A 21,578-nucleotide genomic window follows, 5' to 3' on the forward strand; every position below is an offset into this window, starting at 1 on the left:
TTCAGGCCTTTGGCCGGTTCGCCGGAATCGCCGCTCAAACCACCTGAATCAATCCCTCAACGCCTTGATTCAATATCTCAGCGTCAGCGCTCCGGGCAGGATCTCAAACGTCGCGGGTATACGCCCCGGCGACTCGCCATCTATGTCGACCAGCGCGCCGTTCTTCTCGACATCGCCGATAGGTTCGACCACCACTTTCCGGCCACGCAATATGGTGATGGCCGGATGGTTGCGGTGCCGGCCGCCATAGAGCAGCCGAATATCCCAGATCAGCTTCAGCTTGCCGGCCGCGCGCAGGATGACGATGTCGAACTGGCCGTCGGCGAGTTCGGCGTCCGGGGCGATCATCATGCCGCCGCCGAAGAACTTTCCGTTGGCGACCGCCACCAGCGCCATGCGCGCCTCGACCGGGGTGCCATCGTCGACGGTGATCCTGACGTCCTGGAAGCGGTAGCGGATGAACTCGACCACGGTGCGCCAGAAAAACAGCGCCTTGGCCGACATCCTGCCCTTGCGCTTGTCGGCATTGACCGCACGGTCCGTGGCGCCGGATAGGCCGAGGCTGGCGATATTGATGAAGTGCCGGCTGGCCAGCGCGCCATGGTCGTCGATGTAGCAGATGCGCCCTGCATCGACCTTGCGCGCCTTGGCTTCGGCGATCCGCTTCAGCACCGCATCCACCTCTTTCGGCAGCCCGAGCCCGCGCGCGAAATCGATGCCGGTGCCGCAAGGCAGCAAGGCAAGTTCGGTTGTCCGGCCGCTCTCATCGAAAGCCTGCAGCAATCCGTCGGCCACTTCGCTGGCGGTGCCGTCGCCGCCGGCCGCGATCACCAGCTCGAAGCCGCTTGCCGCGAGGTCGAGCGCCAGCCTTTCGGCGTCGCCCTCGGCCTGCGTCTCGCGCAGCTCGAATTCGCCGAAATGCTTTTTCAGCGAAGCAGCCACCTCCGGCCAATGCCGTTTCAGCCGGCCGCCGCCGGCAATCGGATTGAGCACCACCCCGACTTTCAATGCGCACCCTCCCCGCACCGAGCCGATAGGCTCGATGCTTTGCCTGCATTGAAGCCCGCGCCAGCCGGCGGAGCAAGGGGCACAGCCGATCAGGCGCCAAAAAGCGGGCGGGCTGTCTAATGCAGCTGGAGTCGAAATTCCGAGCTTTGTGGCAAACCGTCCCCGATAATCCCGTTATCCACAGGCTCACGCCCATTCCCCAAAACCCTTACCCGGCGTAAGTTTAACTCATCTCAGGCGGCTACCGATCGCCACGCCGAAAGGCAAAGCGAAAAGGCGGATTTCCTGAGGCCCGTACGGCCCGAAGCGAGAGCAGGCTTGCCTGTTCGAGGGACGGATGCCGAGACCTACGGGGCCGCGGAAAGCGTGCGAACGCCAACGGCGGACCGATGCTGCCATGAAGGACGGCGAAAACCTTCGATGGCGCGCCGAACGAAGCTCGCAAGGGTGGAGAACGGCGTGGTCTGGAACGGGCACTGCCCTCGGGCGGTGACTGGCAGGACCGTCAAAATCAAGGCCGGCATGGCGCGACGACTTTGCGGAAGTTGCTGCCGCGACCGTGTCCTGATCTGACAGGGAGGCGCTGGGAGAAATCCCGGCGCCGACTGTCTTTTGGGCCAAGGGTCCGGTCGGCGAAGCGACGCGTAAGAAGCCGATACTTTGCTGGAACGCGATTTCGGCGCTGACGGCACCAATTCATCACCAGGCGCGGTCAGCAATTCACCGACATGATCCCGCGCCTGATCGACAGAGGCGTGTCCTTCGTCGAGATCGGTGGCAACGACGCGATCATGCTCACCGTGTTTCGGCGGCGGACTTCGCTCCGCCCAAAGGCTCCCGCACGCCGTTCAGCCAACCGGTTCCGATCGATCCGGCCACCCGTCGCACCGGCTGATCGTCGCCGTGCGCAAGCTGCACATCGTGCTGCCGGCGCTGTTCGAAGCAGGCACCAGGCTGGAATACGTCTACGACTGAAGACGCGCCCTGCACGCGGCCTGCCCGGCGGGCCGAGCTACTTCTTCGGGCCGATGCCCGGGATCAAATTGAGGCCAGCGTTTATATATTCCGGCCGTATGGCGCCGCTGATGAGCGTGAAGGTGGCGAGCATGATGCTGGCCAGCGCACCGTCATGCCACGGCCTGAGGGCCAGCGCGTTGACGGCATAGGCCCAGAATGGGAAGGCGAGCATCGACATGACGATGTTGGCTCCCGGAGCCTCCGCATTGTCGGCTGAATCGCTGACCGATTTCAGATACACCGGCGTCATCGCCAGCGCGACGATCAACATGATCCATGAAATGGTCCAGACGCTGATACCGGCCATTTCAATCTTATAGATGGCTGCCTGCACCTTACCCGGAATGTCCCCCGGATTGCCTTTGGTCTCTTCCGCCACCGCATCGGTCAACGCCTTGGCAACCGGCTGCTCGGTGGCATTGACCAGGATGGAGTTGACGAAGATGAAAAATGCCACGACTTCGGCAGGCACGTACTTCGCAACCCGGTCGAGATAGCCGTCGCCGCCTTTCGATCCTTGATCTTCTTGCTTGTCATCGTCGACGCCGAGCGGAGCATCGCCTGGAATGCCCTCGAGCGTTGAATCCCTTTTCGGCACAGGCTCGGCGGACCGGACAATTCTTCCCATGACAAACCCCTCCTATATTGTTGTATCGCCCCGTGAGTATCGTAGTAGAAAACCGGGCCAAGAAACAGTTGTCGCGGCCATAGCCGACAAGATTTATTCAGGCTTCTTCCTGCAAATGCATCACGCTCCCGCCCTATCTGCTACCGGGTGTCTCGAAATCCACCTATAGTGAGCCGTACCCGAAAAACGCATTCCCCGGCTCATCGCGTAATCGCGGCCAAAATCCCGCCTTGTTCGCGCGCGATGGAAGGACTGGCTGCCGGGGGGCAATCCGAAGGACAAGACCGTGATCAAGACCGCCCTTGTCGCCATGACCATTGTCGGCTGTGACTGCGACGCCAAGCTTTGCGAATATATCGGCGAGACCCCGGCGAAGTGGGCGACCATCGCCGACTGCGAAGCGGCGATGAAAGGCCAGATGCTGCACCAGAAGAACTTCGACTATCCGCTGGTCTCTGGCATCTGCCGCAGCAAGGAGTCGGCGTCTTCTTCGCAACTGGCGGCGGCCGCATCCCGCCCGGAACTGAAGCCGGCCAGCCGGAATGTCCAAACCCCGTTGCCGCCGGAACTGAGCCATCGGCCGAGCGTTCCCGTCGGCTCCCCGACGACGGCCATGGAGGCAGCAGCGGTACGGCCCGTCGCCTACGAGCAAGTGGTCGATGGCGGAACAGGCGTGCTCTACCGCACCAGGAACGGCTACGCCGTGGTCAAGACAGATCTCGGCCGCGTCGCGTCGGCAACGGTCGGCATGGCCAAGCGGTCCGCGAACTGGCTGGCAGGCCTGGTGTCGAGCGGGTTGTGAGCGGCCTGCCGGTCGGACCGTACCACGCTGTCGCACTGCCGTTGAAAACTCTAGATAGATGCATGATGGTGTCAGCATCGACACGCAGGAGCGCCATTTCATGAAGCATGCAGTTCGAACCGTGCTGTCCCTGGTGCTGGCCTTGGCGCCGATTCCGGCCGGTGCGCAGGATTCCGGCCAGGGCGGCGACAAGGTTGTAGGCGTCGCCAGGGACGATCCGGACATGGCGGCGGCCATTGCGCAGGCGCGCGCCAGCCTCGATGAATTCCTGTCCTTGTCGGATGCGCCGCCAGCCGGGACAACCAGCTACAAATTGAAGGTCGAGGTCAGGGACGGAGACGCCTCGGAGCATTTCTGGATCATCCCCTTCCACAAGACCGCGACCGGATTTGCAGGAACATTGGCCAATGAGCCGCAAGCGGTGCACAATGTCGTGGCCGGCCAGGAACTCGAATTCAACCGGGACGATATTTCCGACTGGGGCTACACCAGAAACGGTCGCCAGGTCGGCAGCTTCACCGTCTGCGTGATGTTCAAGACGATGGCGCAAGAAGACGTCGAATATTATCGCCAGAACTACGGCTTCGCCTGCTGACGCGCGGCAGCCTGGCTAATGCATGCGCCCAAACAGGACCGCCGTTTTGGGGCAACGATATGCATGAAAACAAGACCTGAAGCGCGTCGCATGAATTCGTTTCGACGCGCGGCGCTTTAGGCCTCGCCATCCGTCGCGCCGATCTTGCGCACCAGCGCCGCGGTCGCCAAGATCGCGCCCATATCGGCGATCATCGGCGCGATGTGCTTGGTGTAATCGAGCGGCACGGAAATGGCGGGCAGTTCGAAGAAATTCTTCGGCTGCGGCAAGAGCAGGAAACCATCGCTGCCATTAAGTGCCACCCGCGCCGGATCATCGCGCCATGTCTCGTGCAGCCATTTCAGCGCCTGCGCCAGCCGGCCGCTCACCAGCGGCTGCGCGGCGGCGACATTGTCGGTGCGAAATTCGTAGTCGCCGTCGAGCAGCGGATCGCCGCTGGACAGTTCCTCCATCTTGCCGGCGAAGATGCCGCGGAAGAAACCGACCACCGCGTTGCTGCGGCGCGTCGCGACCAATATGCCGGGGAACGGCGCGATCGTCTCGAACGCAACGATGACGCCCTTGAAGACCGTCGACGAGCCTTTGCCCGAACCTTGGCGCAACTCCGCCTCGTAGAGCTCGAACGGAAAATCCTCGTAGCGGCCTGACACGATGTCGTCGAAGCTCTGCCGGTTGAAGGCGCCGACCACGGCGCGCGGCAGCCGGTCGAAGGAATTCGGCGTCACGCTGTGCAGATAGCGCACATCCCTGATGAAGCCGAAGATGATCGGCAGCAGCGTGTCACGGAACGATTGCTGCAGCCGCGTCGCCGGCCTGATCGCCAGGAAGTACAGCAGCAGCGCCGCGAAGAAACCGCCGACATAGAGGAACACATGCGGCGTCGAGAACCATTGCTCGTTCAAGTCGGCGACCTTGTTGAACAGCCAGGCCACCAGCACGACAAAAACCAGCAGCAGCCCCAGAAACACCGGCACCCGCCAGCGCACCTGGCGGCAGGCCGAAGCCCGTCCAGCCTCATAGATCTCGATATTCTTCCTGATGCCGGCGACCACCGCTTCATCAGGCATGAACTCAGCTGCTTCCATCGCCCCCTCGCAAAGTCCTATTACACCTATGATAACGGGAAAGTTGTCAGTCGCCAAAGATCGCCTTCAGCCTGGCCTCGACCTTGCCCTTCATCCGGCCAGTCAGCGCCTCGACCGGAACCAGCCGCTCATGCCCGCCTGCGCGCAGCCGCATGAAGGGATGCATCCGGTAGCCGGCGATCGCGCCGCGCTTGCCGAGATCGGCGCTGACATCGACGACGAAAATGCCGGCGATGCGGCCGGGCCAGGGCTGCCGCGCCAGCGCCGTGCCGAGGAAGTCGCCAAGCCCGTAAGCCACGAGCGTCTTGCCGACCCATTGCACCGGCTGCACGACATGGGCGTGGTGCCCGGCAATCAGCCCCACGCCGTGACCGGCCAGCAACTTCGCCAGCGTTTGCGTTTGCGGCTGCGGAAAATGCCGGAACTCCCAGTCCCAGTGCGGCACCGCACAGGTGAGATCGATGTTCTTGTCGGCCGCGCCTCTCGGCCATGCCGCCGGATCGCTTTGCATCGAGACAAGCTCGGTGAATGGCCCGGCGTCGCCATTGCGCCACAGTGTGAAGGCGGCAAAGCCGATCGTCAGCGGCCCGGCCTTGACCTGCTCGACCGGTCCTTTTTTCGCGGTGCCGATGGTGCGGATGCCAAGCCGCTTCAGCGCCGCAGCCGTCTCGTCGAAACCGGCGACGCCCTGGTCGAGCACATGGTTGTTGGCCAGCGACAGCACGAGCTTTTCACGCGCGATGCCTACGGCGGCAAGCGCCGCGGCAAGAAACCGCTCGCTCATCGCATGGTGCGTGCCAAGCCGCGTGCCGAGCGCCACGCTCGGCCGCTCGACGACCGGACTTTCGCAATTGCCGATCACCAGATCGGCTGAGCCCAAGAGTTTTGCGATTTCCGGATCGCACTCCGGCGCACTACGGTTGGCCACCGCCGAAATATCGCCGACAAAGGCCAGCCGCACCTTCCGCCCTGGCGGTGGATCAATGAGTGTCGTTGCCGCGATCGGCGCAAAATCCCTGACATCGCCGCCAAGCGACGGCTTCAGGAAGCGCGGCAGCCATGACAGTTTGTAGGAATGCGGATAGTTCGACACGCGACGCCCAATCGTTTGCCCAATCGGTTAGCTTGTGTAGACGGTCTGCCCGGGGAGTGTCGACCGTCAGTCCTTGAAACACTGCCGCCGGCAGACACGGCGCCAAATGCGTGTAATGTCTGCGCATCACATAGTGGAGGGATGAGATGACACGTTTTGCAGGCCTGCTGGCGTCCGCCTTCCTCCTGTTGCTGCCGCTATCTTCGGCCCGCGCCGCCGCGCCCAAAGCGGCAACCGCTTTGTTCGAGGCCAAAACGGTGACCGAGCGCAACCGTGCGCTCACAACGCTTGAGTCTGCAGCGAAAGGCGATCCGGCGTCAGCCTACGCCGCCGGCGCCGGCGAATTCTTCACCGCCCTGGAAATCCTGGCCGGCGGCCTGCACCGCCACGGGTTCGAAAGCCCGCAATCCTTCATGCTGCCGCTGATGCGGCTGCCGATTCCGGACAATCCCAATCCCGAACCGCTGACCTATGAGCAGTTCCGCGCCATCCTGGTCGCCTTTCGCGACCGGTTGGAACGGTCGGCGGCGACACTGGGTTCGGTGCCCGCGGGAGCCGATATCGGCATGGTCGTCGACCTCACCCATGCCGGGATCGATCTCAACGAGGACGGCAGTATCACGCCGGATGAAAGCATCGCGGCGGTCATGGCCGCGCTGTCGCGCGGCGGTATCTCGTCGGACGGCGCCGCTCCCTCGCTCACATTCCGCTTCGACCGGGCCGACGGTTTCTGGCTGCAGGGCTATGCCGAATTCCTGATGGCGCAGGCCGATTTCTGGCTGGCGCATGATTTCAGGACCATGTTCGACGGCTCGTTCCACATGCTGTTTCCGCGCGCCAAACTGCCGCTGCAGGACATTCTCGTGCCTCCCGCCGGCGACATGGGCAGCAGCATCTTCTCATCGGAATGGCGCATCGCGGATTTCATCTCCATGGTTCACCTCGTCAACTGGCCGGTGGTCGAGCCGGAGCGCCGTCAAGCGGCGCGCCGCCATCTGCTCGAAATGATCCGGCTGTCGCGCGAGGACTGGAAGGCGATCCGCGCCGAGACCGACAATGACCGCGAATGGCTGCCGGGACCGCAGCAGAAGGGCGAGAACCCGCTCACCGGGCTCGAAGTCGGCGAGGAGCAGGTCGAGGCCTGGCTCGCCACTCTGACCATGGCCGAAGACCTTTTGGAAGGCCGCAAGCTGCTGCCGCATTTCCGCATCACGGTCAGCACCGGCCAGGGCATCAACATGAAGCGTTTCTTCGAAGAACCGAAGCCTTTCGACCTGGTGCTGTCGATTACCGGCCCGGCCATCGCGCCCTACCTCGAGAGCGGTGAGATCGTAACCAGCGGCGAGTTCGACCAGATCCAGCGCCAGTTCGGTGGCGGTGGGTTTTTGACCTTCGCGCTGTGGTTCAATTGAGCAGGCGGCCCGGCTTCGCGTAACACAGCTCCTGACACCCTTGTGTCAGGAGCTTCGACCCGCTTAGCGCCCTTCGCCACTGCACTCTTTCCATTTTGGCGGACTCTGCCCATATTTGGGGCATGGCCAAACTCCCTGACAAAAAGACACCGTCTCCGGCGGGTGACAACGGCGCTTCGCCGCCGAAGCGGCGCAGCCCGCTGACCGATTTCCTCGATGCCTCGGAGCCTCTGCACAGAGGCGGCTTCGCCGAGGCGCCGCAGGCCGACTTCACCGGCACGCCGCTGACCGGCTCGATTGCCGACTGGGCCGAGCAGATCGAGCAGGAGGCCGAGAAGGAAGGCCGTCTCACCGGTAAGGGCGATGGCAAATCACCAAGGTCCGCGAAGAAGATCCCGGAGCGGTCCGCTGCGCCCGGCCGCAGTTCGCGCGGGACCTCGATGGGTGGCGCGGCAACGGCGCGCGAGCGCACCGCCGCCGGCCTCAACCCGGTCGCCGGTCTCGACATCTCGCTGGAAGACGCCGAGACGATGGCCTCGGGCAGCGTCACCGCGACGGTCGCGGCGCTGTCGGCGCTGATCGAATCCGGCAACCCGCTGCACAAGGGCGGCGTGCTGTGGACGCCGCACCGCCCTGCCCGCCCGGAAAAATCCGAAGGCGGCATCGCCATCAAGATGGTGTCGGATTTCGAGCCGGCCGGCGACCAGCCGACCGCCATCAAGGATCTTGTCGAGGGCGTCGACAACAATGATCGCACTCAGGTGCTGCTCGGCGTCACCGGCTCCGGCAAAACCTTCACCATGGCCAAGGTGATCGAGCAGACGCAGCGCCCTGCTTTGATCCTGGCGCCCAACAAAACGCTGGCCGCGCAGCTCTATTCCGAGTTCAAGAAATTCTTCCCAGACAATGCGGTGGAGTATTTCGTCTCCTATTACGACTACTACCAACCGGAAGCCTACGTTCCGCGCACCGACACTTTCATCGAGAAGGAATCCTCGATCAACGAGCAGATCGACCGCATGCGCCATTCGGCGACGCGTTCGCTGCTCGAGCGCGACGACGTCATCATCGTCGCTTCGGTGTCCTGCATTTACGGTATCGGCTCGGTCGAGACCTATACGGCGATGACCTTCCAGATGCAGATCGGCGATCGGCTCGACCAGCGGGCGCTGCTCGCCGACCTCGTCGCCCAGCAGTACAAGCGCCAGGACATCAATTTCGTGCGCGGCTCGTTCCGCGTGCGCGGCGACACGATCGAAATCTTCCCGGCCCACCTTGAGGACCGCGCCTGGCGCATCTCGATGTTCGGCGACGAGATCGAGGCGATCACCGAATTCGATCCGCTCACCGGCCAGAAGACCGGCGAGCTGAAGAGCGTCAAGATCTACGCCAACTCGCACTATGTGACGCCGCGTCCAACGCTCAACCAGGCGATCAAGTCGATCAAGGAGGAGCTCAAGCACCGGCTGGTCGAGCTCGAGCGCGCCGGCCGCCTGCTGGAGGCACAGCGGCTCGAACAGCGCTGCCGCTTCGATCTTGAGATGCTGGAAGCCACCGGCTCCTGCGCCGGCATCGAGAACTATTCGCGCTATCTCACGGGACGCCAGCCGGGCGATCCGCCGCCGACTTTGTTCGAATATATCCCGGACAATGCGCTGGTCTTCATCGACGAAAGCCACGTCACCGTGCCGCAGATCGGCGGCATGTATCGTGGCGACTTTCGCCGCAAGGCGACGCTGGCGGAGTATGGTTTTCGCCTGCCCTCCTGCATGGACAACCGTCCGCTGCGCTTCGAGGAATGGGACGCCATGCGACCGCTCTCCGTCGCGGTTTCTGCGACACCCGGCGCCTGGGAGATGGAACAGGCCGGCGGCGTGTTCGCCGAGCAGGTCATCCGCCCGACCGGCCTGATCGATCCGCCGGTCGAAGTCCGCCCGGCGAAAAGCCAGGTCGACGATGTCGTCGGCGAAATCCGCGACACCACGGCCGCCGGCTACCGCACGCTGGTCACCGTTTTGACCAAGCGCATGGCCGAAGACCTGACCGAATATTTGCATGAGCAAGGCGTGCGCGTTCGCTACATGCACTCCGACATCGACACGCTGGAGCGCATCGAGATTCTGCGCGATCTCCGCCTCGGCGCTTTCGACGTGCTGGTCGGCATCAACCTGCTGCGCGAAGGCCTCGACATTCCCGAATGCGGTTTCGTCGCCATCCTCGACGCCGACAAGGAGGGCTTTCTGCGCTCCGAGACGTCGCTGATCCAGACCATCGGCCGCGCCGCCCGCAACGTCGACGGCAAGGTCATCCTCTATGCCGACCAGGTCACCGGCTCGATGGAGCGGGCGATGGCCGAGACCAACCGCCGCCGCGAAAAGCAGATGGAATGGAACGCGGCCAACGGCATCACCCCGGAATCGGTGAAGTCGCGCATCTCCGACATTCTGGACTCGGTCTACGAGAAGGACCATGTCCGCGCCGACATCTCGCAGTTCACCGACGGCGCCGGCGCGATGATGGGCAACAATCTGAAGGCCCATCTCGACGCCATGGAAAAGCAGATGCGCGACGCCGCCGCCAATCTCGACTTCGAGAAGGCCGCCCGCATCCGTGACGAGATCAAGCGGCTGCGCGAGATGGAACTGTCCATCTCGGAAGACCCGCTGGCCAAATACGCTGACATGGAAAGCCCGGTCTCGGGCCGCGAGAAGGGCAAGCACAACAAGGGCGTGGCCAAGCACCGTACGGCTGAGGAACAGGAGCGTTTCCGCAAGTTCGACGACGCACGCGCGGCTGAAGAGGCGGCCAGGGCTGCCCGGTCCAACCTCTTCCGCAAGCCGGCGCTCGACGAAATGGGTGCCGAGGGCGCCGTGCCGGTGAAGAAACCGCTATTTGCCAAGCCGTCGATCGACGATATGGGGCCTGGTACCGACATGCCGACACCGTCAGGCGCGGTGTCGCGCTCGCTGTTCAAGAAACAGTCGGCGCAGGAAGCGCACGGCTCCGACTTCGGCATTCCGGGCGGCGCCACCAAGCCACTGTTCAAGAAGAATTCGCTCGACGAGATGACCGTGCGGCGCACGGAAAAGCCGGTCGAAGGGAAAGTGCCGGCCAAGCCCCAGCCAATCTCCCCCCGAGTGGGGGAGATGCCCGGCAGGGCAGAGGGGGGCGCGAAGGAACGCGACGATTCCCCAAAGCCATTCGTTCGCCAGCGCGCCGGCATCGGCTCCTACGAAGACCCAGGCGACGCCCGCCGCGAAAAGCGCCGGCCGGGCAAGACGGGACGGCCGGGGAAATAGCACCTCTTTCCTTCTCCACTTGTGGGAGAAGGAAAGAGCGCTCCACCACCGCCGCATCCGTCGCCCACTTGCCTCCACCCCCGCCTTTGGTGTAATCGCTCCACACACTCAAAGTTTTGTCTTGAAAGGAGGGCTGCGTGTCTATCGATCACCATCGTCAGCGTGGCCCGATTTCTGCCCTGCGAGTTCGCTTGCAGGGCTGACCAGGGACATTACGGGTTTTTTCCCGTTTCGATTTTTTGGTCTGCCCTTCGTGGTGCGCAAAGCTGAGCCTGATGGCCGGCAAGCACACCGTCAAAGTGCATCCGGAGTTGTCTCCGGCAAGACCAGAGAAATCGCAATGGCCCTGATCAGCCTCAAATCCCTCGGCGTCACCATGAGTGCGCCGCTGTTTTCCAATCTCGACCTCACCATCGGCACCGGCGACCGGCTCGGCATCGTTGCCGCCAATGGCCGCGGCAAGTCGACCTTGCTTAAATGCCTGACCGGCGCGCTGGAGCCGACCTCGGGCGACATTTCTCGCACGCGCGGCCTGCGTGTCGGCCATGTCGAGCAGTCGGTTCCACCTGCCCTTCTTAGCCGCACCTTCCATCAGGTGGTGGCCGATGCCTTGCCGGCCGAGCAGGCCGACAGCGAGATGTGGCGCGTCGATGTGGTGCTGGATTCGCTCGACGTGCCCGAGCCGATGCGCGAACGGCCGATGCAGGCGCTGAGCGGCGGATGGCAGCGGCTGGCGCTGATTGCCCGCGTCTGGGTCACCGACCCCGATGTGCTTTTGCTCGACGAGCCGACCAACCATCTCGACCTCGCCAAGATCAGCCAGCTGGAAAGCTGGCTGAACGCGCTGCCTCGCGAGGTGCCGGTGGTCATCGCCAGTCACGACCGCGCCTTTCTCGACGCCGTCACCAACCGCACGCTGTTCTTGCGCCCGGAGGACTCGCCGGTGTTTGCACTGCCCTATTCCAAGGCGAGGCAAACGCTCGACGACCTGGACGCTTCGACGGCGCGCCGGTTCGAGCGCGACATGAAGGTGGCGCAGCAGCTGCGCAAGCAGGCCGCCAAGCTCAACAACATCGGCATCAATTCCGGCAGCGACCTTTTGACGGTGAAGACCAAGCAACTCAGGGAACGGGCGGAGAAGCTGGAAGACGCCGCGGTATCGGCGCATCGCGAGAAATCGGCCGGCGCGATCCGGCTGGCCAACCGCGGCACCCATGCCAAGGTGCTGATTACGCTGGATGACGCCACGGTGGAAACGCCGGACGGCACGCTGCTGTTCAAGACCGGCAAGCGCCACATCTGCCAGGGCGACCGCATCGTGCTGCTCGGCCGCAACGGCGTCGGCAAGTCGCGTTTCGTCGATCTGATCCGCAACGCCATCGCCGAGCCGGACACGGTGCCGAACGTCAAGGTGACGCCGTCGACGGTGCTCGGCTACAGCGACCAGGCGCTGGCCGGCATCAGTGGCGACGAGACGCCGCTGGCCCTGGTCTCGCACCGCTACGATGTCGGCGAGCAACGCGCCCGCTCGCTGCTTGCCGGCGCCGGCGTTGTCATTGAGATGCAGGAGAAAAAGATCGGTGTGCTGTCCGGCGGCCAGAAGGCGCGGCTGATGATGCTGGCGCTCAGGCTCACCCACCCCAACTTCTACCTGCTGGACGAGCCGACCAACCATCTCGACATAGACGGCCAGGAAGCGCTGGAGGAGGAACTGCTCAAGCACCAGGCGAGCTGTGTGCTCGCCTCGCATGACCGCTCCTTCATCCGCGCCGTCGGCAACCGCTTCTGGCTGGTCGACAAGCGGAAGCTGACCGAAGTCGAAGACCCCGAGGATTTCTTCCGCTCGGTGGCTGAAACGGTGGGCTGAGGAACTACCACCATGGGCCGCACCGTGTTGCGGTCCATGCTTTCGCATCTCCCGCAAATATTTTCAGCGTTCTGTCGGATCGGCTGAACCTGCTGCGTCCTTGGGATGCCGACACGATGATGCCGGCTTCATCTGAGGAGAACGCATCATGTCCATTTTGTCATCCATAGGCCGCGTCGCCGCCCGTTACGCACAGAACCGCGCCCGCTATCGCAGCGAGCGCGAGCTTCTGGCCCTGCCGATCGAACTGCGCAAGGATATCGGCTGGCCGGAAATCCTCATCGACGCGCAAAACGGCCCGCGGATCTGCAGGGCGCCCTGACCATGCAGTCGGGAAAGATCGATGCAGGCCGCCGCGGGGCGATCGTTGCTCAGTCATGCGTATCGCCCGACAGCGGCGTCGCCTGCATCGATCGACGCTTTTCGAACGCCTCGAACCAGCGCGTCAGCCGCGCCCGCGCGCGAAAGGACGGCAGCTGGCGGAACGCCATCCAGGACAGCGTGGTGGCAAGCGCTATATGGCCGACATGGAGCGGTGTCTCGTCGTCCAGCGCGCTTTCGATCCAGTCATAGCTGGCCTCGATTTTTTCCCGGTAGCCTTCGGCAAGCGCTGCATAGCGCAACTGTTCGGGCCGCCTTTCCGTCTCCCAGCGCAGGCCTATGCCCGTCTGCGCCAGGCCTTGGGCGACCGCCTGCAGCCGCAACGCCTGCCAGCGCGCTTCGCCGTCCTGCGGCAGCAATTTGCGGCCGTCATGCAGCGTATCGAGATAGGCGCAGATGACATCGGAATCGAAGAGCGGCGGCGCATCCGGCCGCAGCAGCACCGGCACCTTGCCGAGCGGGTTTTCGGCGCAGACACGGGCATTGCGCAAGGTCGGGCTGGTCTCGTGATGAATGACCTCGAGCCGGTCGGCAAGCCCGACCTCATGGGCGAAGACGAGCGCCTTGCGCGCAAAGGGCGAATGGGTCTGGTAATAGAGGATCATTGTCGTCTCAGCGGGTTGGAGAAGCGGTCACCTTTCTAGCCTGCTGACAGCGAGGATTGCGCTCTGATTGGGCGCCGCCGACGCAAGTTCGTTTCGCCAGAAAATCGCATCGGCCCAGAAAATCGCATCAGACATGTAGGATCGCCGCCGCCTCGTTCGTCCTAGGGTTCGCAAGGCCAACCAAGCGCCCAGACCAAACCCAAAGAGGAACAAGACATGACCGACCAGACCCCCATTCAGCCGGCCGCGAAAGTTCTCGGTGGATTGACCCCCTATCTGCAGCTGGACGGCGCCTTCAAGGCCGCCGAATTCTACAAGAAGGCTTTCGGCGCCGAACAGGTGTTCTTCTATCCGCCCGATGAGCAGGGCCGCACGATGCACATTCATCTCCACATCAACGGCTCGACGCTGATGATTTCCGATTTCTACCCCGAAAACGGCATGCCTGCCGTCAAGCCGCAGGGCTATACCATGCAGCTCCATCTCGGCGCCGACGAGATCGATGGCTGGTGGAAGCGCGCAGTCGGTGCCGGCTGCGAAGTCGCAGTGCCGCTGCAGCTGATGTTCTGGGGCGACCAGTGGGGCAACATGCGCGACCCCTTCGGGGTCGAATGGGCGATGAACGCGCCGGCGAAGAAAGACTGACCACCGCTGACAAAGCTCCTCACCGGCTGACGCCGGTAAGGAGCTTTGTGAGATACTCCAAGGAAAACCCAATGTCCTATGTCGATGGTTTCGTGCTCGCCGTGCCGAAGGCAAATATCGATGTACAAGAAGCTGGCCAACCTCGCAGGCCCGATATGGAAGGAACACGGAGCGCTCGCCTATGTCGAATGTACCGCCGACGACGTGCCCTATGGCGAGTTGACCTCGTTTCCGCGTGCCGTTCAGGCAAAAGACGACGAGATCGTCGTCTTCGCCTGGGCCGTCTATTCGTCCAGGCAAAGCCGCGACGCGGTAATGGCCAAGGTTATGGCCGATCCGCGTTTGACGCCCGATTCGGGGCCTATGCCCTTCGATATGAAGCGCATGATCTTCGGCGGCTTCCAGCCCTTCATCGAGCTTTAGCCGCTGCTCAGGCCAGCTTGTCCAGCAGCGGCTTCAACCTGTCGCCATAGCGCTTCCAGAGATCGACCGAACCCTGATACATCGGCTGGCGCACCTGCGCGGCCGAGGCCGTGCGCACCGGACGGTCGGTCTCGTGGAACGACAGCGCCTTGTCGTCCCAGGACAGGCCGAGATGCGCGATCAGCGCCCGCGTCTGTCCCTCTTGGTCGGCCACGAAATCCTCGTAACGCACGTCATGGACGACGCCCGGCAGAACATCGTGCCAATGCGCCATGATGTCGGTGTAGATGTTGTGGAAGTCGGCGAGCTCGCCCAGATCATAGCCGTAGCGGTGGTTGTCGCCGCGGAAATGCACCTTGTAGATCGAAAGGCAGGTCGCCGCCGCATCGCGCGCGCAATGGATGATCTTGGCTTTCGGCAGCATCATATGGATGAAGCCGATGAGCAGGAAGTTGCCTGGCATCTTGTCTGTGACATGCCTGAAGTTGGGATAGCGCTCATGCAGCATGTCGAGATAGGCTTGGCCCGCCTCCGCAAACTCCGCGTCGGATACATCGACCAGTCCCCAGGGGAAACCTCCCGGCATGGTCAGCGGAAATTGCTTGCCGACCGCGGTTTTCAACATGCTGAGCTCGCCCGCGCCATAGACTTGTGGATGGCTGGCGATGATCTGTTCGACCAGCGTGGTGCCGGAGCGCGGCATGCCGACGACGAAAATCGGCGTGTCGTCGGAGATTGCACTTGGCTTGTGCTTTTCGAAAAAGCCGGCGTTGAACACCGTCTTCATCGCCTCGAATTCGGCCCGCGTCCTGACCGGATCATAATCGATGCCCTTGCGGCGGATCGCATTGCCTTCAGCGAAATAGTCGAAGGCCCTGTTGTAGTCCTTCAAATCGTCATTGGCCTTGCCGAGACCGAAGGACAGCTGCATGCGTGCCAGGCTGTCGGCCGGCGCCTTGGCATGCTGGGCCTCCATGCCGGCGAGTTCGGCGTCGCGCTCCTTCTGGCGCTTGACCTGCGTCAGCATCAGCCAGGCTTTTGCCATGCCTGGCGTGATCGCCAACGCCTGCCGGAACAGGTCGGCCGCCTCATCGAGCTTGCCTTTTTCCATCAGCCCGACGCCGAGCCCGTGCAACAGGTCGGCATCCCTGGGCCGGATCGTCAGCGCCTCGCGAAAGGTCGCCAGCGCCTCGTCCAGACGACCGGCTTCCTGCAACGTTTCGGCAAGCCCGATGCGGGCGCGGACATGGAAGGGATTGCGCCCGATTGTGCCGCGATAGATGTCCTCCGCAGCCTCGAACTGGCCGAGCTGTTTCAACGCCGAACCCAGATTGTCGCGTGCCGCGAGCTGGTCGGGCTTGAGATCTACCGCGCCGCGGAAGAAATCGGCGGCCGCTGCGATGCGGCCGAGATCGCGCATCACCGTGCCGAGATTGTTGAGGAAATCGGGATTCTTCGGCTGCAGACGCACAGACTGCTCGATCAGCTCCAGCCCTTCGGGGCTGCGCCCGGTCTGGTGCAGCAACAGGCCCAGGAAATGCGCCGCTGCCGGGTGATTGGCCTTGCGCGCCAGCACCTGCCGGTACAGCGTCTCGGCCTCCTGCCGGCGCCCGCCCTGATGCAGCTGCAGCGCCTGCTGCACATATTGGTCGAGGCTCAGCGGCGGCTGTCCGCCAGCTCCAGCACCCGCCGCTCTTCTCTGATCTCTGTTGATGGGAAACCTGCCGTGTTTTGTCCGCTTGCCGCGATCTAGGCCATCGGCGCTGCAGGTTCAAGGGAAGAGTGGGCTCGCCAAGGGCGCGGACCTCTTCGAAACTCTAGAGGAATTCCAGGAAAATGTAGCGTTCAAATCAGCCGGTTGCTCTCGGCGAGCCGGCGCTCCCGCCGTTGCGTGCCGTCGGTGTCGGCAATCTTGCGCCGTGCCGCTTCGTCGCTTCTTATCGTCAGGCGCACTGATATTGCCTTGGGGAAGAGGACGATTGGCTCGATTGTTGCGGTCGGACGATCCGGCGTTTTCATGATTCTCATATATTTTGCCCTTTCGTAAAAATAATCTTAGGCACTGGAATAATTATTCCGATGCTCTCTAAATAAGAAACTGGCTGATATTGTTCCAGGATAGCAGATTTATTAGAGGTTTATACGAGAAATTTTTATATCAGTCGAGCCGTGGCGGAAATCAGCTTGAATAATCAGCAATTTCGGATTATTGGTCTGAGATCGTTTTTTGGGTCAAGCTTGGCATATAGCGGCGTCGGAGATACTCGACCCGCCAAACTCATTCCAATCGCCGATGGTTGAGTTCCCGGTTGATGCCGGAAAGCATCGACGAACCAGAGCCAAGCCAATGCCGGATCGCACCACCCATTCCATCGCCCATTTCGCGGCACCCTTCGTGCTTAGCGGGCTGGAAGGGCAACTGCCGGCCGGCGACTATGACATCGATCACGACGAAGAGCTGATCGAGGGCATGTCGCGGCTTGCCTGGCGTCGCGTCGCCACCTTCATCCATTTGCCGGCAAGGGCGGTGAAGAACCCGGCCACCAGCCAGCTTGTCGCCATCGACTACTTCGAACTCGAAACAGCGCTGGGGCGCGACCAGGAGAACGCAGCATGATCCGCTTCCAGCAGAATGCGCGTCCGCGCACCGACACGCCCTCGCACCTCTTCGCCATCGGCCAGATCGTGCGCATGAAGAGCCGCAGCGGGCTCGCCCAGAAGACCGCCGAGCTGTTTCAGATCAAGAGCAGATTGCCGGTCAAGGATGGCTCGCCGCAATATCGCATCCGCAGCGAGCAGGAGACGTATGAGCGGGTCACCACGGAAGACAACCTCGAAGTAGCGGACGCCCCGGCTGTCCCCGACAGCCAGGCCGTCTGATACCGCACCCACCCAGCACGTACGAAGGAGCAGACAGATCGCCAAGGGTCAGCAGCGCAGCAATCGCGAAACGCGCAAGCCCAAGAAAGACAAGGTGGTGGCCAAGGCCGCCTCCCCGTTCGGTTCCTCGGTCAAGCAAGCCGAGAGCGGCCTGAAGCCGAAGTCGAAGGGCTGACCAGCCAGGGGCGCGCCTGGCGCACCTGCCGGCAATGGACTGACGATCTCGGACTGACGATCTCGCGCAAAACTCTGCAACGGAGGCGTGCTTGACGTTCTTCATCGAGCCGCTCGCGCGACGCCGACGAAGCCACGCTCGACAAGGTATCGCTGGACGCGCCGAACCTGCGCGCCGCCCTGCAGGGCGCCACCGCGCTGTTCCACAGCCTCGCCATGCCGCAGATCCCCGACCGTCTGCGCATTTGCGACGAGGACGGCGCAGAGCTTTATGCCGGCCCGGCCGACGGGGCGTATTCGGCGTAGGCAACCACTCCGATCCGCGACCTTGCCTTCTCCCTTGGGGGTGAGAAGCGGTCCGCGCAGCAGACGAAAAGCCGATTGTTGGCTTTTCGAGTTTCGAACGCCCTGAGCCTGCGAAGGACCAAGGGTGGTCCGGTCCACCCGCCCGGTCCCCGCTGCTTCGCAGGGTCCCGGCATTCGCCGCCTTTTATCGTGCCAGTGGGACGGTGAATTCGCCTCCGGCGGACTCACCCGACAGGGGAGAAGGAAAAATCAGCAGGGGCCGTCCTCGACGACGCGGTAGTCGGCGGCACGGGCCTCGCAGGCGTTGGGAAAGGTGCGCAGCTCGCCATGGCGGCGGGCGCAGACCGGGGCGTATTCGCGCGTGCAGAATGTCGGCTCTTCGCCGCCACCACCGCCACCACCGCCGCCGTCGCGGCAAGGGCCGTCGCGAACGATGCGGTAGCCTTCCCGTTCGGCAAGGCAGGCATTGGCGAAGGTCTGGCGGTCACCGCCGCGCCGCGCGCAGACCGGCTCGTATTGCCTGGTGCAGAATTCCGGTTCCGGCCGTGGCGGGCGCGGACGTGGTCCCGGCCCGTCATCGACGACGACGGTGCAGGCCGCAAGAAGACCCGACAGGAAGAGAATGGCAAAACCCTGGCGCGAGAAGATCGTCGCAAGAAATCTCATGAATATGCCTCCCTCGAGCCGGCGCAAAACGCGCCTGTCGATCCTCGCCATTCCCTTTCCAAATGCAACCCCCGTTTGCCGCGCGGGAGCCATGCGATGCCTCGCCCCCGCATTGGTCTGGCCCTGGACCAGACCGCTGGACCATGCGTGGCCGGGCTCTGGCTGGTGAACTCTCAAGAGGCCGGGTTTATCGAAGCGCCTGCGTCGGGACGCGTCGATGGACGCGGCCCGCGGCGCTATCTTGCAACGATCACGTTTCCGTGCGATAAATTTTGTGTTCGGGCATTTGCGACCCGGAGAGCGGAACGTTTTGGACGACCTTTCCCCGATACTGTGAATCTCTGACGGCCCCGTTTTCGGCGGGGGGTTTTACCATGCGCAAATGCAGGACTGCCGAAGCAACCACCGGGACTTGCCCACGATGCCAGGCGGCGGGCAAACCACAAGACTGACACGGGTGAAGGAGTTTCCCCAATGGCCCAGACCGGCACCGTTAAATTCTTCAACGCGACCAAAGGCTTCGGCTTCATCACGCCCGACGGCGGCGCCAAGGATGTGTTCGTCCACATTTCCGCGATCGAGGCCTCGGGTCTGCGTACCCTCGTCGACGGCCAGAAGGTCACCTTCGACGTTGAACCCGACCGCATGGGCAAGGGTCCGAAGGCGGTCAACCTCCGCGCGGCCTGAACCGGCGGTGCCCGCGCGCCCGTCAGGGCGCTCGAAAAAGCACCTAAAGGGTGTTTGAACCGGCTTTGTCAGCCGTCCAGAGTTTCGAAGGCGCGACGTTTCCCGTTGCGCCTTTTTCATGACCGCCGTCGCCGGAGGCAAAGGACGCTTTATCGGTCAATGCCGTGGCTGATCGCCGGAGCAATCGTCTGGCGCGAATTGCCTTCGGTGCCACGATCTATTTGAGCAGCCTTCAGCGTTGCCGCCGTCGCCAAAACTTTCTCTTGCCGATAGCGCTAAAATAAAGGACAAATTTCCCTTCGGGCATTTGCCGGCCCGAAACTGGACTTTATGGGATCAAAGGGAGCTTCCCATGCCGCAGACCGGCACCGTCAAATTCTTCAATCATGCCAAAGGCTTCGGCTTCATTACGCCCGACGACGGGCAGAAGGATGTCTTCGTTCATATTTCGGCCGTGCAGGCTTCGGGTCTTTCCGGTCTGGAGGATGGACAAAAAGTGACATTCGACACCGAGCCGGACAAGCGCGGCAAGGGTCCAAAGGCCGTCAACCTGTCGGTCGGCTAAGCCGGCTCAAGACAGTCCGGACGGAGATTGACGAGGCGGAGCGCCTTGCGTACGCGCTTGGTTTTGCCGCAAGAACTGGATCGTATCAGCCAATTCCGTTCAGCCCCCGTTCAGCCACGGTCTTCTATTAATCGTCCCCTAGGCTGGACCGCATCCCCGAAAACTATCCGGGCCGGCACGAAGGAGACCAAAATGAATCGCATTTTCAAGACCGCCATCCTGGGCGCCGCTCTCGCCGCGACCACCCTCGCCACCTTGCCTGCCGCCAATGCCAAGGACTGGAACCGCTGGCATCATGGCCATGGTCGTCATCATAATGGCGACGCGCTTGCGGCCGGTGTCGTCGGCCTTGCGGCCGGCGCTCTGATCGCCGGTGCGCTGAGCAACCCGCAGCCGCGCTACAGCAGCTATGATGACGATTACGACTACCGCGAAGTGCGGCCGGCGCCGGTGCGCCGTTACTATGCCGAACCGCGGGTCGTCTATGCCGACCGCTATGCCGAGCCGTGGACCCGCGACTGGTACGAATACTGCTCGGACCGCTACCGGAGCTTCAATGCCCGCAGCGGCACGTTCACCGGCAATGACGGTGAGCAGCATTTCTGCGTCGCGAATTGAGCTTCCCTGTCCCACAAAAAGCGCTGACCGCAAGGCCAGCGCTTTTTTTTGGCAGAAAGACATCGCTAAGTTAGGAAGGGATTGGTCCGCCTCTCCTCGCCAAAGCGGCCACCCGGGCCGTGGCCGCAGATGAAGCCGATCTCGTCACCGAGCGGCAAAAGCTTGTTCTTAATCGAGGCGATCAGCGCCGCATGGTCGCCGCCCGGCAGGTCGGTGCGCCCGACCGAGCCGCGAAACAGCACGTCGCCGACATGAGCGAACTTCGCCGCGCGATTGTAGTATACGACATGGCCGGGCGCATGGCCGGGGCAGTGCAGCACCTCGAACATATGTGAGCCGAACGAAACCGTCTCGCCCTCTGCGAGAAACCGGTCGGGCACGCAGTTGCGCGCCCCGGCAATGCCGTAGCGCTGGCCCTGGTTCTCGAGATTGTCGAGCAATAGCTTGTCGGCTTCGTGCGGGCCGATGATCTCGATGCCGAGTGCTTCCTTCAGCTCCATGGCGCCGCCGGCGTGATCGATGTGGCCATGGGTGATCCAGATCGCAGCGGCGGTGATCGCATTGTCCTTCAGCACCGCCAGCACCTTGTCGATGTCGCCGCCCGGATCGACGACGACGCCATGCTTGTCATCCATGTCGAACAGGATGGTGCAGTTCTGCTGGAAAGGCGTGACCGGCACGATGCCGGCATTGAGCTGACCCATGATTGTCCTTTCGCTGTTCCAGCGTGATGTAGAGGCGCGGGCGAAGGCCGTCCACTGCTGAAAGGCAAACAGTCCGTCCCAAAACAGAAATGGGCGGCCCAACGGCCGCCCATTTGAC

The 21,578-nt window shown here is 62.9% G+C and carries 22 protein-coding genes and 1 pseudogene; 14 read left to right on the forward strand and 9 right to left on the reverse strand.

What is annotated here, in order from left to right; all coding sequences use genetic code 11:
* Nucleotides 1–69: 69 nt before the first annotated feature.
* A complete protein-coding gene (locus tag NKI96_RS09785; protein ID WP_023683740.1) occupies nt 70–1,008 on the reverse strand; it encodes a diacylglycerol/lipid kinase family protein in 939 nt (312 codons plus the stop codon).
* A 774-nt stretch (nt 1,009–1,782) separates the two neighbouring features.
* Here NKI96_RS09785 and NKI96_RS09790 point away from each other — a divergent pair.
* Nucleotides 1,783–1,983, forward strand: a complete 201-nt coding sequence (locus NKI96_RS09790) for a hypothetical protein (RefSeq protein WP_023689701.1) — start codon at nt 1,783–1,785, stop codon at nt 1,981–1,983.
* Nucleotides 1,984–2,020: 37 nt separating this feature from the next.
* Here NKI96_RS09790 and NKI96_RS09795 read toward each other — a convergent pair whose 3' ends face one another.
* A complete protein-coding gene (locus NKI96_RS09795) occupies nt 2,021–2,653 on the reverse strand; it encodes a hypothetical protein (protein WP_155923215.1) in 633 nt (210 codons plus the stop codon).
* Between the two features lie 286 nt (nt 2,654–2,939).
* Here NKI96_RS09795 and NKI96_RS09800 point away from each other — a divergent pair, with 286 nt between their 5' ends.
* Together NKI96_RS09800 and NKI96_RS09805 are read left to right on the forward strand one after the other, a co-directional pair.
* Nucleotides 2,940–3,455, forward strand: a complete 516-nt coding sequence (locus NKI96_RS09800) for a hypothetical protein (protein WP_352803932.1) — start codon at nt 2,940–2,942, stop codon at nt 3,453–3,455.
* Nucleotides 3,456–3,555: 100 nt separating this feature from the next.
* Complete coding sequence (locus NKI96_RS09805; RefSeq protein ID WP_352803934.1) at nt 3,556–4,050, forward strand: YegJ family protein; 495 nt, start codon at nt 3,556–3,558, stop codon at nt 4,048–4,050.
* Nucleotides 4,051–4,166: 116 nt separating this feature from the next.
* Here the strand turns inward: NKI96_RS09805 and NKI96_RS09810 are convergent, their stop codons facing one another.
* Both NKI96_RS09810 and NKI96_RS09815 read right to left on the reverse strand, forming a co-directional pair.
* Nucleotides 4,167–5,135 carry a hypothetical protein gene (locus tag NKI96_RS09810; RefSeq protein ID WP_352803937.1) on the reverse strand — a complete coding sequence of 323 codons (969 nt, stop codon included), beginning with the start codon at nt 5,133–5,135 and terminating at the stop codon, nt 4,167–4,169.
* Between the two features lie 46 nt (nt 5,136–5,181).
* Nucleotides 5,182–6,228: a CapA family protein gene (locus tag NKI96_RS09815; protein WP_352803939.1), complete on the reverse strand. Its 1,047-nt coding sequence runs from the start codon at nt 6,226–6,228 to the stop codon at nt 5,182–5,184.
* Between the two features lie 146 nt (nt 6,229–6,374).
* On the opposite strand from NKI96_RS09815, the gene NKI96_RS09820 reads away from it, so the two are divergent.
* The 4 genes from NKI96_RS09820 to NKI96_RS09835 all read left to right on the forward strand — a co-directional run bounded on the left by NKI96_RS09820 (nt 6,375) and on the right by NKI96_RS09835 (nt 13,128).
* Nucleotides 6,375–7,640, forward strand: a complete 1,266-nt coding sequence (locus NKI96_RS09820) for a hypothetical protein (RefSeq protein WP_352803942.1) — start codon at nt 6,375–6,377, stop codon at nt 7,638–7,640.
* Between the two features lie 122 nt (nt 7,641–7,762).
* The gene (gene uvrB / locus NKI96_RS09825) at nt 7,763–10,939 is read left to right on the forward strand and encodes an excinuclease ABC subunit UvrB (RefSeq protein ID WP_352803945.1); all 3,177 of its coding nucleotides are present in this window, start codon (nt 7,763–7,765) and stop codon (nt 10,937–10,939) included.
* Nucleotides 10,940–11,279: 340 nt separating this feature from the next.
* Nucleotides 11,280–12,806 carry an ABC-F family ATP-binding cassette domain-containing protein gene (locus NKI96_RS09830; protein WP_352803948.1) on the forward strand — a complete coding sequence of 509 codons (1,527 nt, stop codon included), beginning with the start codon at nt 11,280–11,282 and terminating at the stop codon, nt 12,804–12,806.
* Between the two features lie 148 nt (nt 12,807–12,954).
* Entirely contained in the window at nt 12,955–13,128 is a 174-nt protein-coding gene (locus tag NKI96_RS09835) for a hypothetical protein (RefSeq protein WP_023672009.1), read from the forward strand.
* Nucleotides 13,129–13,177: 49 nt separating this feature from the next.
* Here NKI96_RS09835 and NKI96_RS09840 read toward each other — a convergent pair whose 3' ends face one another.
* Nucleotides 13,178–13,792, reverse strand: coding sequence for a glutathione S-transferase (locus NKI96_RS09840; protein WP_023695782.1), 615 nt, complete (start codon nt 13,790–13,792; stop codon nt 13,178–13,180).
* A gap of 216 nt (nt 13,793–14,008) precedes the next feature.
* Between NKI96_RS09840 and NKI96_RS09845 the strand changes: the two genes are divergently transcribed.
* Together NKI96_RS09845 and NKI96_RS09850 are read left to right on the forward strand one after the other, a co-directional pair.
* Entirely contained in the window at nt 14,009–14,437 is a 429-nt protein-coding gene (locus tag NKI96_RS09845; protein ID WP_023691563.1) for a VOC family protein, read from the forward strand.
* Nucleotides 14,438–14,508: 71 nt separating this feature from the next.
* Nucleotides 14,509–14,860: pseudogene (locus tag NKI96_RS09850) on the forward strand (DUF1428 domain-containing protein).
* 7 nt (nt 14,861–14,867) lie between these two features.
* Here NKI96_RS09850 and NKI96_RS09855 read toward each other — a convergent pair.
* Both NKI96_RS09855 and NKI96_RS09860 read right to left on the reverse strand, forming a co-directional pair.
* Nucleotides 14,868–16,502, reverse strand: coding sequence for a tetratricopeptide repeat-containing sulfotransferase family protein (locus NKI96_RS09855; protein WP_352803950.1), 1,635 nt, complete (start codon nt 16,500–16,502; stop codon nt 14,868–14,870).
* A 203-nt stretch (nt 16,503–16,705) separates the two neighbouring features.
* On the reverse strand, nt 16,706–16,888 hold the full coding sequence (locus NKI96_RS09860) for a hypothetical protein (RefSeq protein WP_352803953.1): 183 nt from the start codon (nt 16,886–16,888) through the stop codon (nt 16,706–16,708).
* Between the two features lie 319 nt (nt 16,889–17,207).
* On the opposite strand from NKI96_RS09860, the gene NKI96_RS09865 reads away from it, so the two are divergent.
* Together NKI96_RS09865 and NKI96_RS09870 are read left to right on the forward strand one after the other, a co-directional pair.
* Nucleotides 17,208–17,477, forward strand: coding sequence for a hypothetical protein (locus NKI96_RS09865; protein WP_352803956.1), 270 nt, complete (start codon nt 17,208–17,210; stop codon nt 17,475–17,477).
* Nucleotides 17,474–17,740 (forward strand): hypothetical protein, encoded by a 267-nt coding sequence (locus NKI96_RS09870; RefSeq protein WP_352803958.1) that lies wholly within the window; start codon nt 17,474–17,476, stop codon nt 17,738–17,740. The genes NKI96_RS09865 and NKI96_RS09870 overlap by 4 nt, the downstream gene beginning before the upstream one ends.
* 729 nt (nt 17,741–18,469) lie before the next feature.
* Here the strand turns inward: NKI96_RS09870 and NKI96_RS09875 are convergent.
* Nucleotides 18,470–18,886, reverse strand: a complete 417-nt coding sequence (locus NKI96_RS09875) for a Kazal-type serine protease inhibitor domain-containing protein (protein ID WP_352803959.1) — start codon at nt 18,884–18,886, stop codon at nt 18,470–18,472.
* A 474-nt stretch (nt 18,887–19,360) separates the two neighbouring features.
* Between NKI96_RS09875 and NKI96_RS09880 the strand changes: the two genes are divergently transcribed.
* The 3 genes from NKI96_RS09880 (at nt 19,361) to NKI96_RS09890 (ending at nt 20,756) form a co-directional block, all read left to right on the forward strand.
* Nucleotides 19,361–19,573, forward strand: a complete 213-nt coding sequence (locus NKI96_RS09880; protein WP_006202520.1) for a cold-shock protein — start codon at nt 19,361–19,363, stop codon at nt 19,571–19,573.
* Nucleotides 19,574–19,925: 352 nt separating this feature from the next.
* Nucleotides 19,926–20,138: a cold-shock protein gene (locus tag NKI96_RS09885; protein ID WP_023672019.1), complete on the forward strand. Its 213-nt coding sequence runs from the start codon at nt 19,926–19,928 to the stop codon at nt 20,136–20,138.
* Nucleotides 20,139–20,330: 192 nt separating this feature from the next.
* Nucleotides 20,331–20,756 (forward strand): BA14K family protein, encoded by a 426-nt coding sequence (locus NKI96_RS09890; protein ID WP_023672020.1) that lies wholly within the window; start codon nt 20,331–20,333, stop codon nt 20,754–20,756.
* 65 nt (nt 20,757–20,821) lie between these two features.
* On the opposite strand, the gene NKI96_RS09895 is transcribed toward NKI96_RS09890, so the two are convergent.
* Nucleotides 20,822–21,460 (reverse strand): MBL fold metallo-hydrolase, encoded by a 639-nt coding sequence (locus NKI96_RS09895; protein WP_023695789.1) that lies wholly within the window; start codon nt 21,458–21,460, stop codon nt 20,822–20,824.
* Nucleotides 21,461–21,578: the final 118 nt, after the last annotated feature.

This window comes from Mesorhizobium sp. M0292 (assembly GCF_040321695.1).
Taxonomy (GTDB): domain Bacteria; phylum Pseudomonadota; class Alphaproteobacteria; order Rhizobiales; family Rhizobiaceae; genus Mesorhizobium.

Bases quoted from the DNA above. Each gene is read 5' to 3' on its own strand.
- NKI96_RS09795 (WP_155923215.1), bottom strand. From the start codon at position 2,653: ATGGGAAGAATTGTCCGGTCCGCCGAGCCTGTGCCGAAAAGGGATTCA.
- NKI96_RS09840 (WP_023695782.1), bottom strand. From the start codon at position 13,792: ATGATCCTCTATTACCAGACCCATTCGCCCTTTGCGCGCAAGGCGCTC.
- NKI96_RS09830 (WP_352803948.1), top strand. From the start codon at position 11,280: ATGGCCCTGATCAGCCTCAAATCCCTCGGCGTCACCATGAGTGCGCCG.
- NKI96_RS09895 (WP_023695789.1), bottom strand. From the start codon at position 21,460: ATGGGTCAGCTCAATGCCGGCATCGTGCCGGTCACGCCTTTCCAGCAG.
- NKI96_RS09845 (WP_023691563.1), top strand. From the start codon at position 14,009: ATGACCGACCAGACCCCCATTCAGCCGGCCGCGAAAGTTCTCGGTGGA.
- NKI96_RS09875 (WP_352803959.1), bottom strand. From the start codon at position 18,886: ATGAGATTTCTTGCGACGATCTTCTCGCGCCAGGGTTTTGCCATTCTC.
- NKI96_RS09885 (WP_023672019.1), top strand. From the start codon at position 19,926: ATGCCGCAGACCGGCACCGTCAAATTCTTCAATCATGCCAAAGGCTTC.
- NKI96_RS09865 (WP_352803956.1), top strand. From the start codon at position 17,208: ATGCCGGATCGCACCACCCATTCCATCGCCCATTTCGCGGCACCCTTC.
- NKI96_RS09890 (WP_023672020.1), top strand. From the start codon at position 20,331: ATGAATCGCATTTTCAAGACCGCCATCCTGGGCGCCGCTCTCGCCGCG.
- NKI96_RS09820 (WP_352803942.1), top strand. From the start codon at position 6,375: ATGACACGTTTTGCAGGCCTGCTGGCGTCCGCCTTCCTCCTGTTGCTG.
- NKI96_RS09880 (WP_006202520.1), top strand. From the start codon at position 19,361: ATGGCCCAGACCGGCACCGTTAAATTCTTCAACGCGACCAAAGGCTTC.
- NKI96_RS09870 (WP_352803958.1), top strand. From the start codon at position 17,474: ATGATCCGCTTCCAGCAGAATGCGCGTCCGCGCACCGACACGCCCTCG.
- uvrB (WP_352803945.1), top strand. From the start codon at position 7,763: ATGGCCAAACTCCCTGACAAAAAGACACCGTCTCCGGCGGGTGACAAC.
- NKI96_RS09805 (WP_352803934.1), top strand. From the start codon at position 3,556: ATGAAGCATGCAGTTCGAACCGTGCTGTCCCTGGTGCTGGCCTTGGCG.
- NKI96_RS09835 (WP_023672009.1), top strand. From the start codon at position 12,955: ATGTCCATTTTGTCATCCATAGGCCGCGTCGCCGCCCGTTACGCACAG.
- NKI96_RS09860 (WP_352803953.1), bottom strand. From the start codon at position 16,888: ATGAGAATCATGAAAACGCCGGATCGTCCGACCGCAACAATCGAGCCA.
- NKI96_RS09810 (WP_352803937.1), bottom strand. From the start codon at position 5,135: ATGGAAGCAGCTGAGTTCATGCCTGATGAAGCGGTGGTCGCCGGCATC.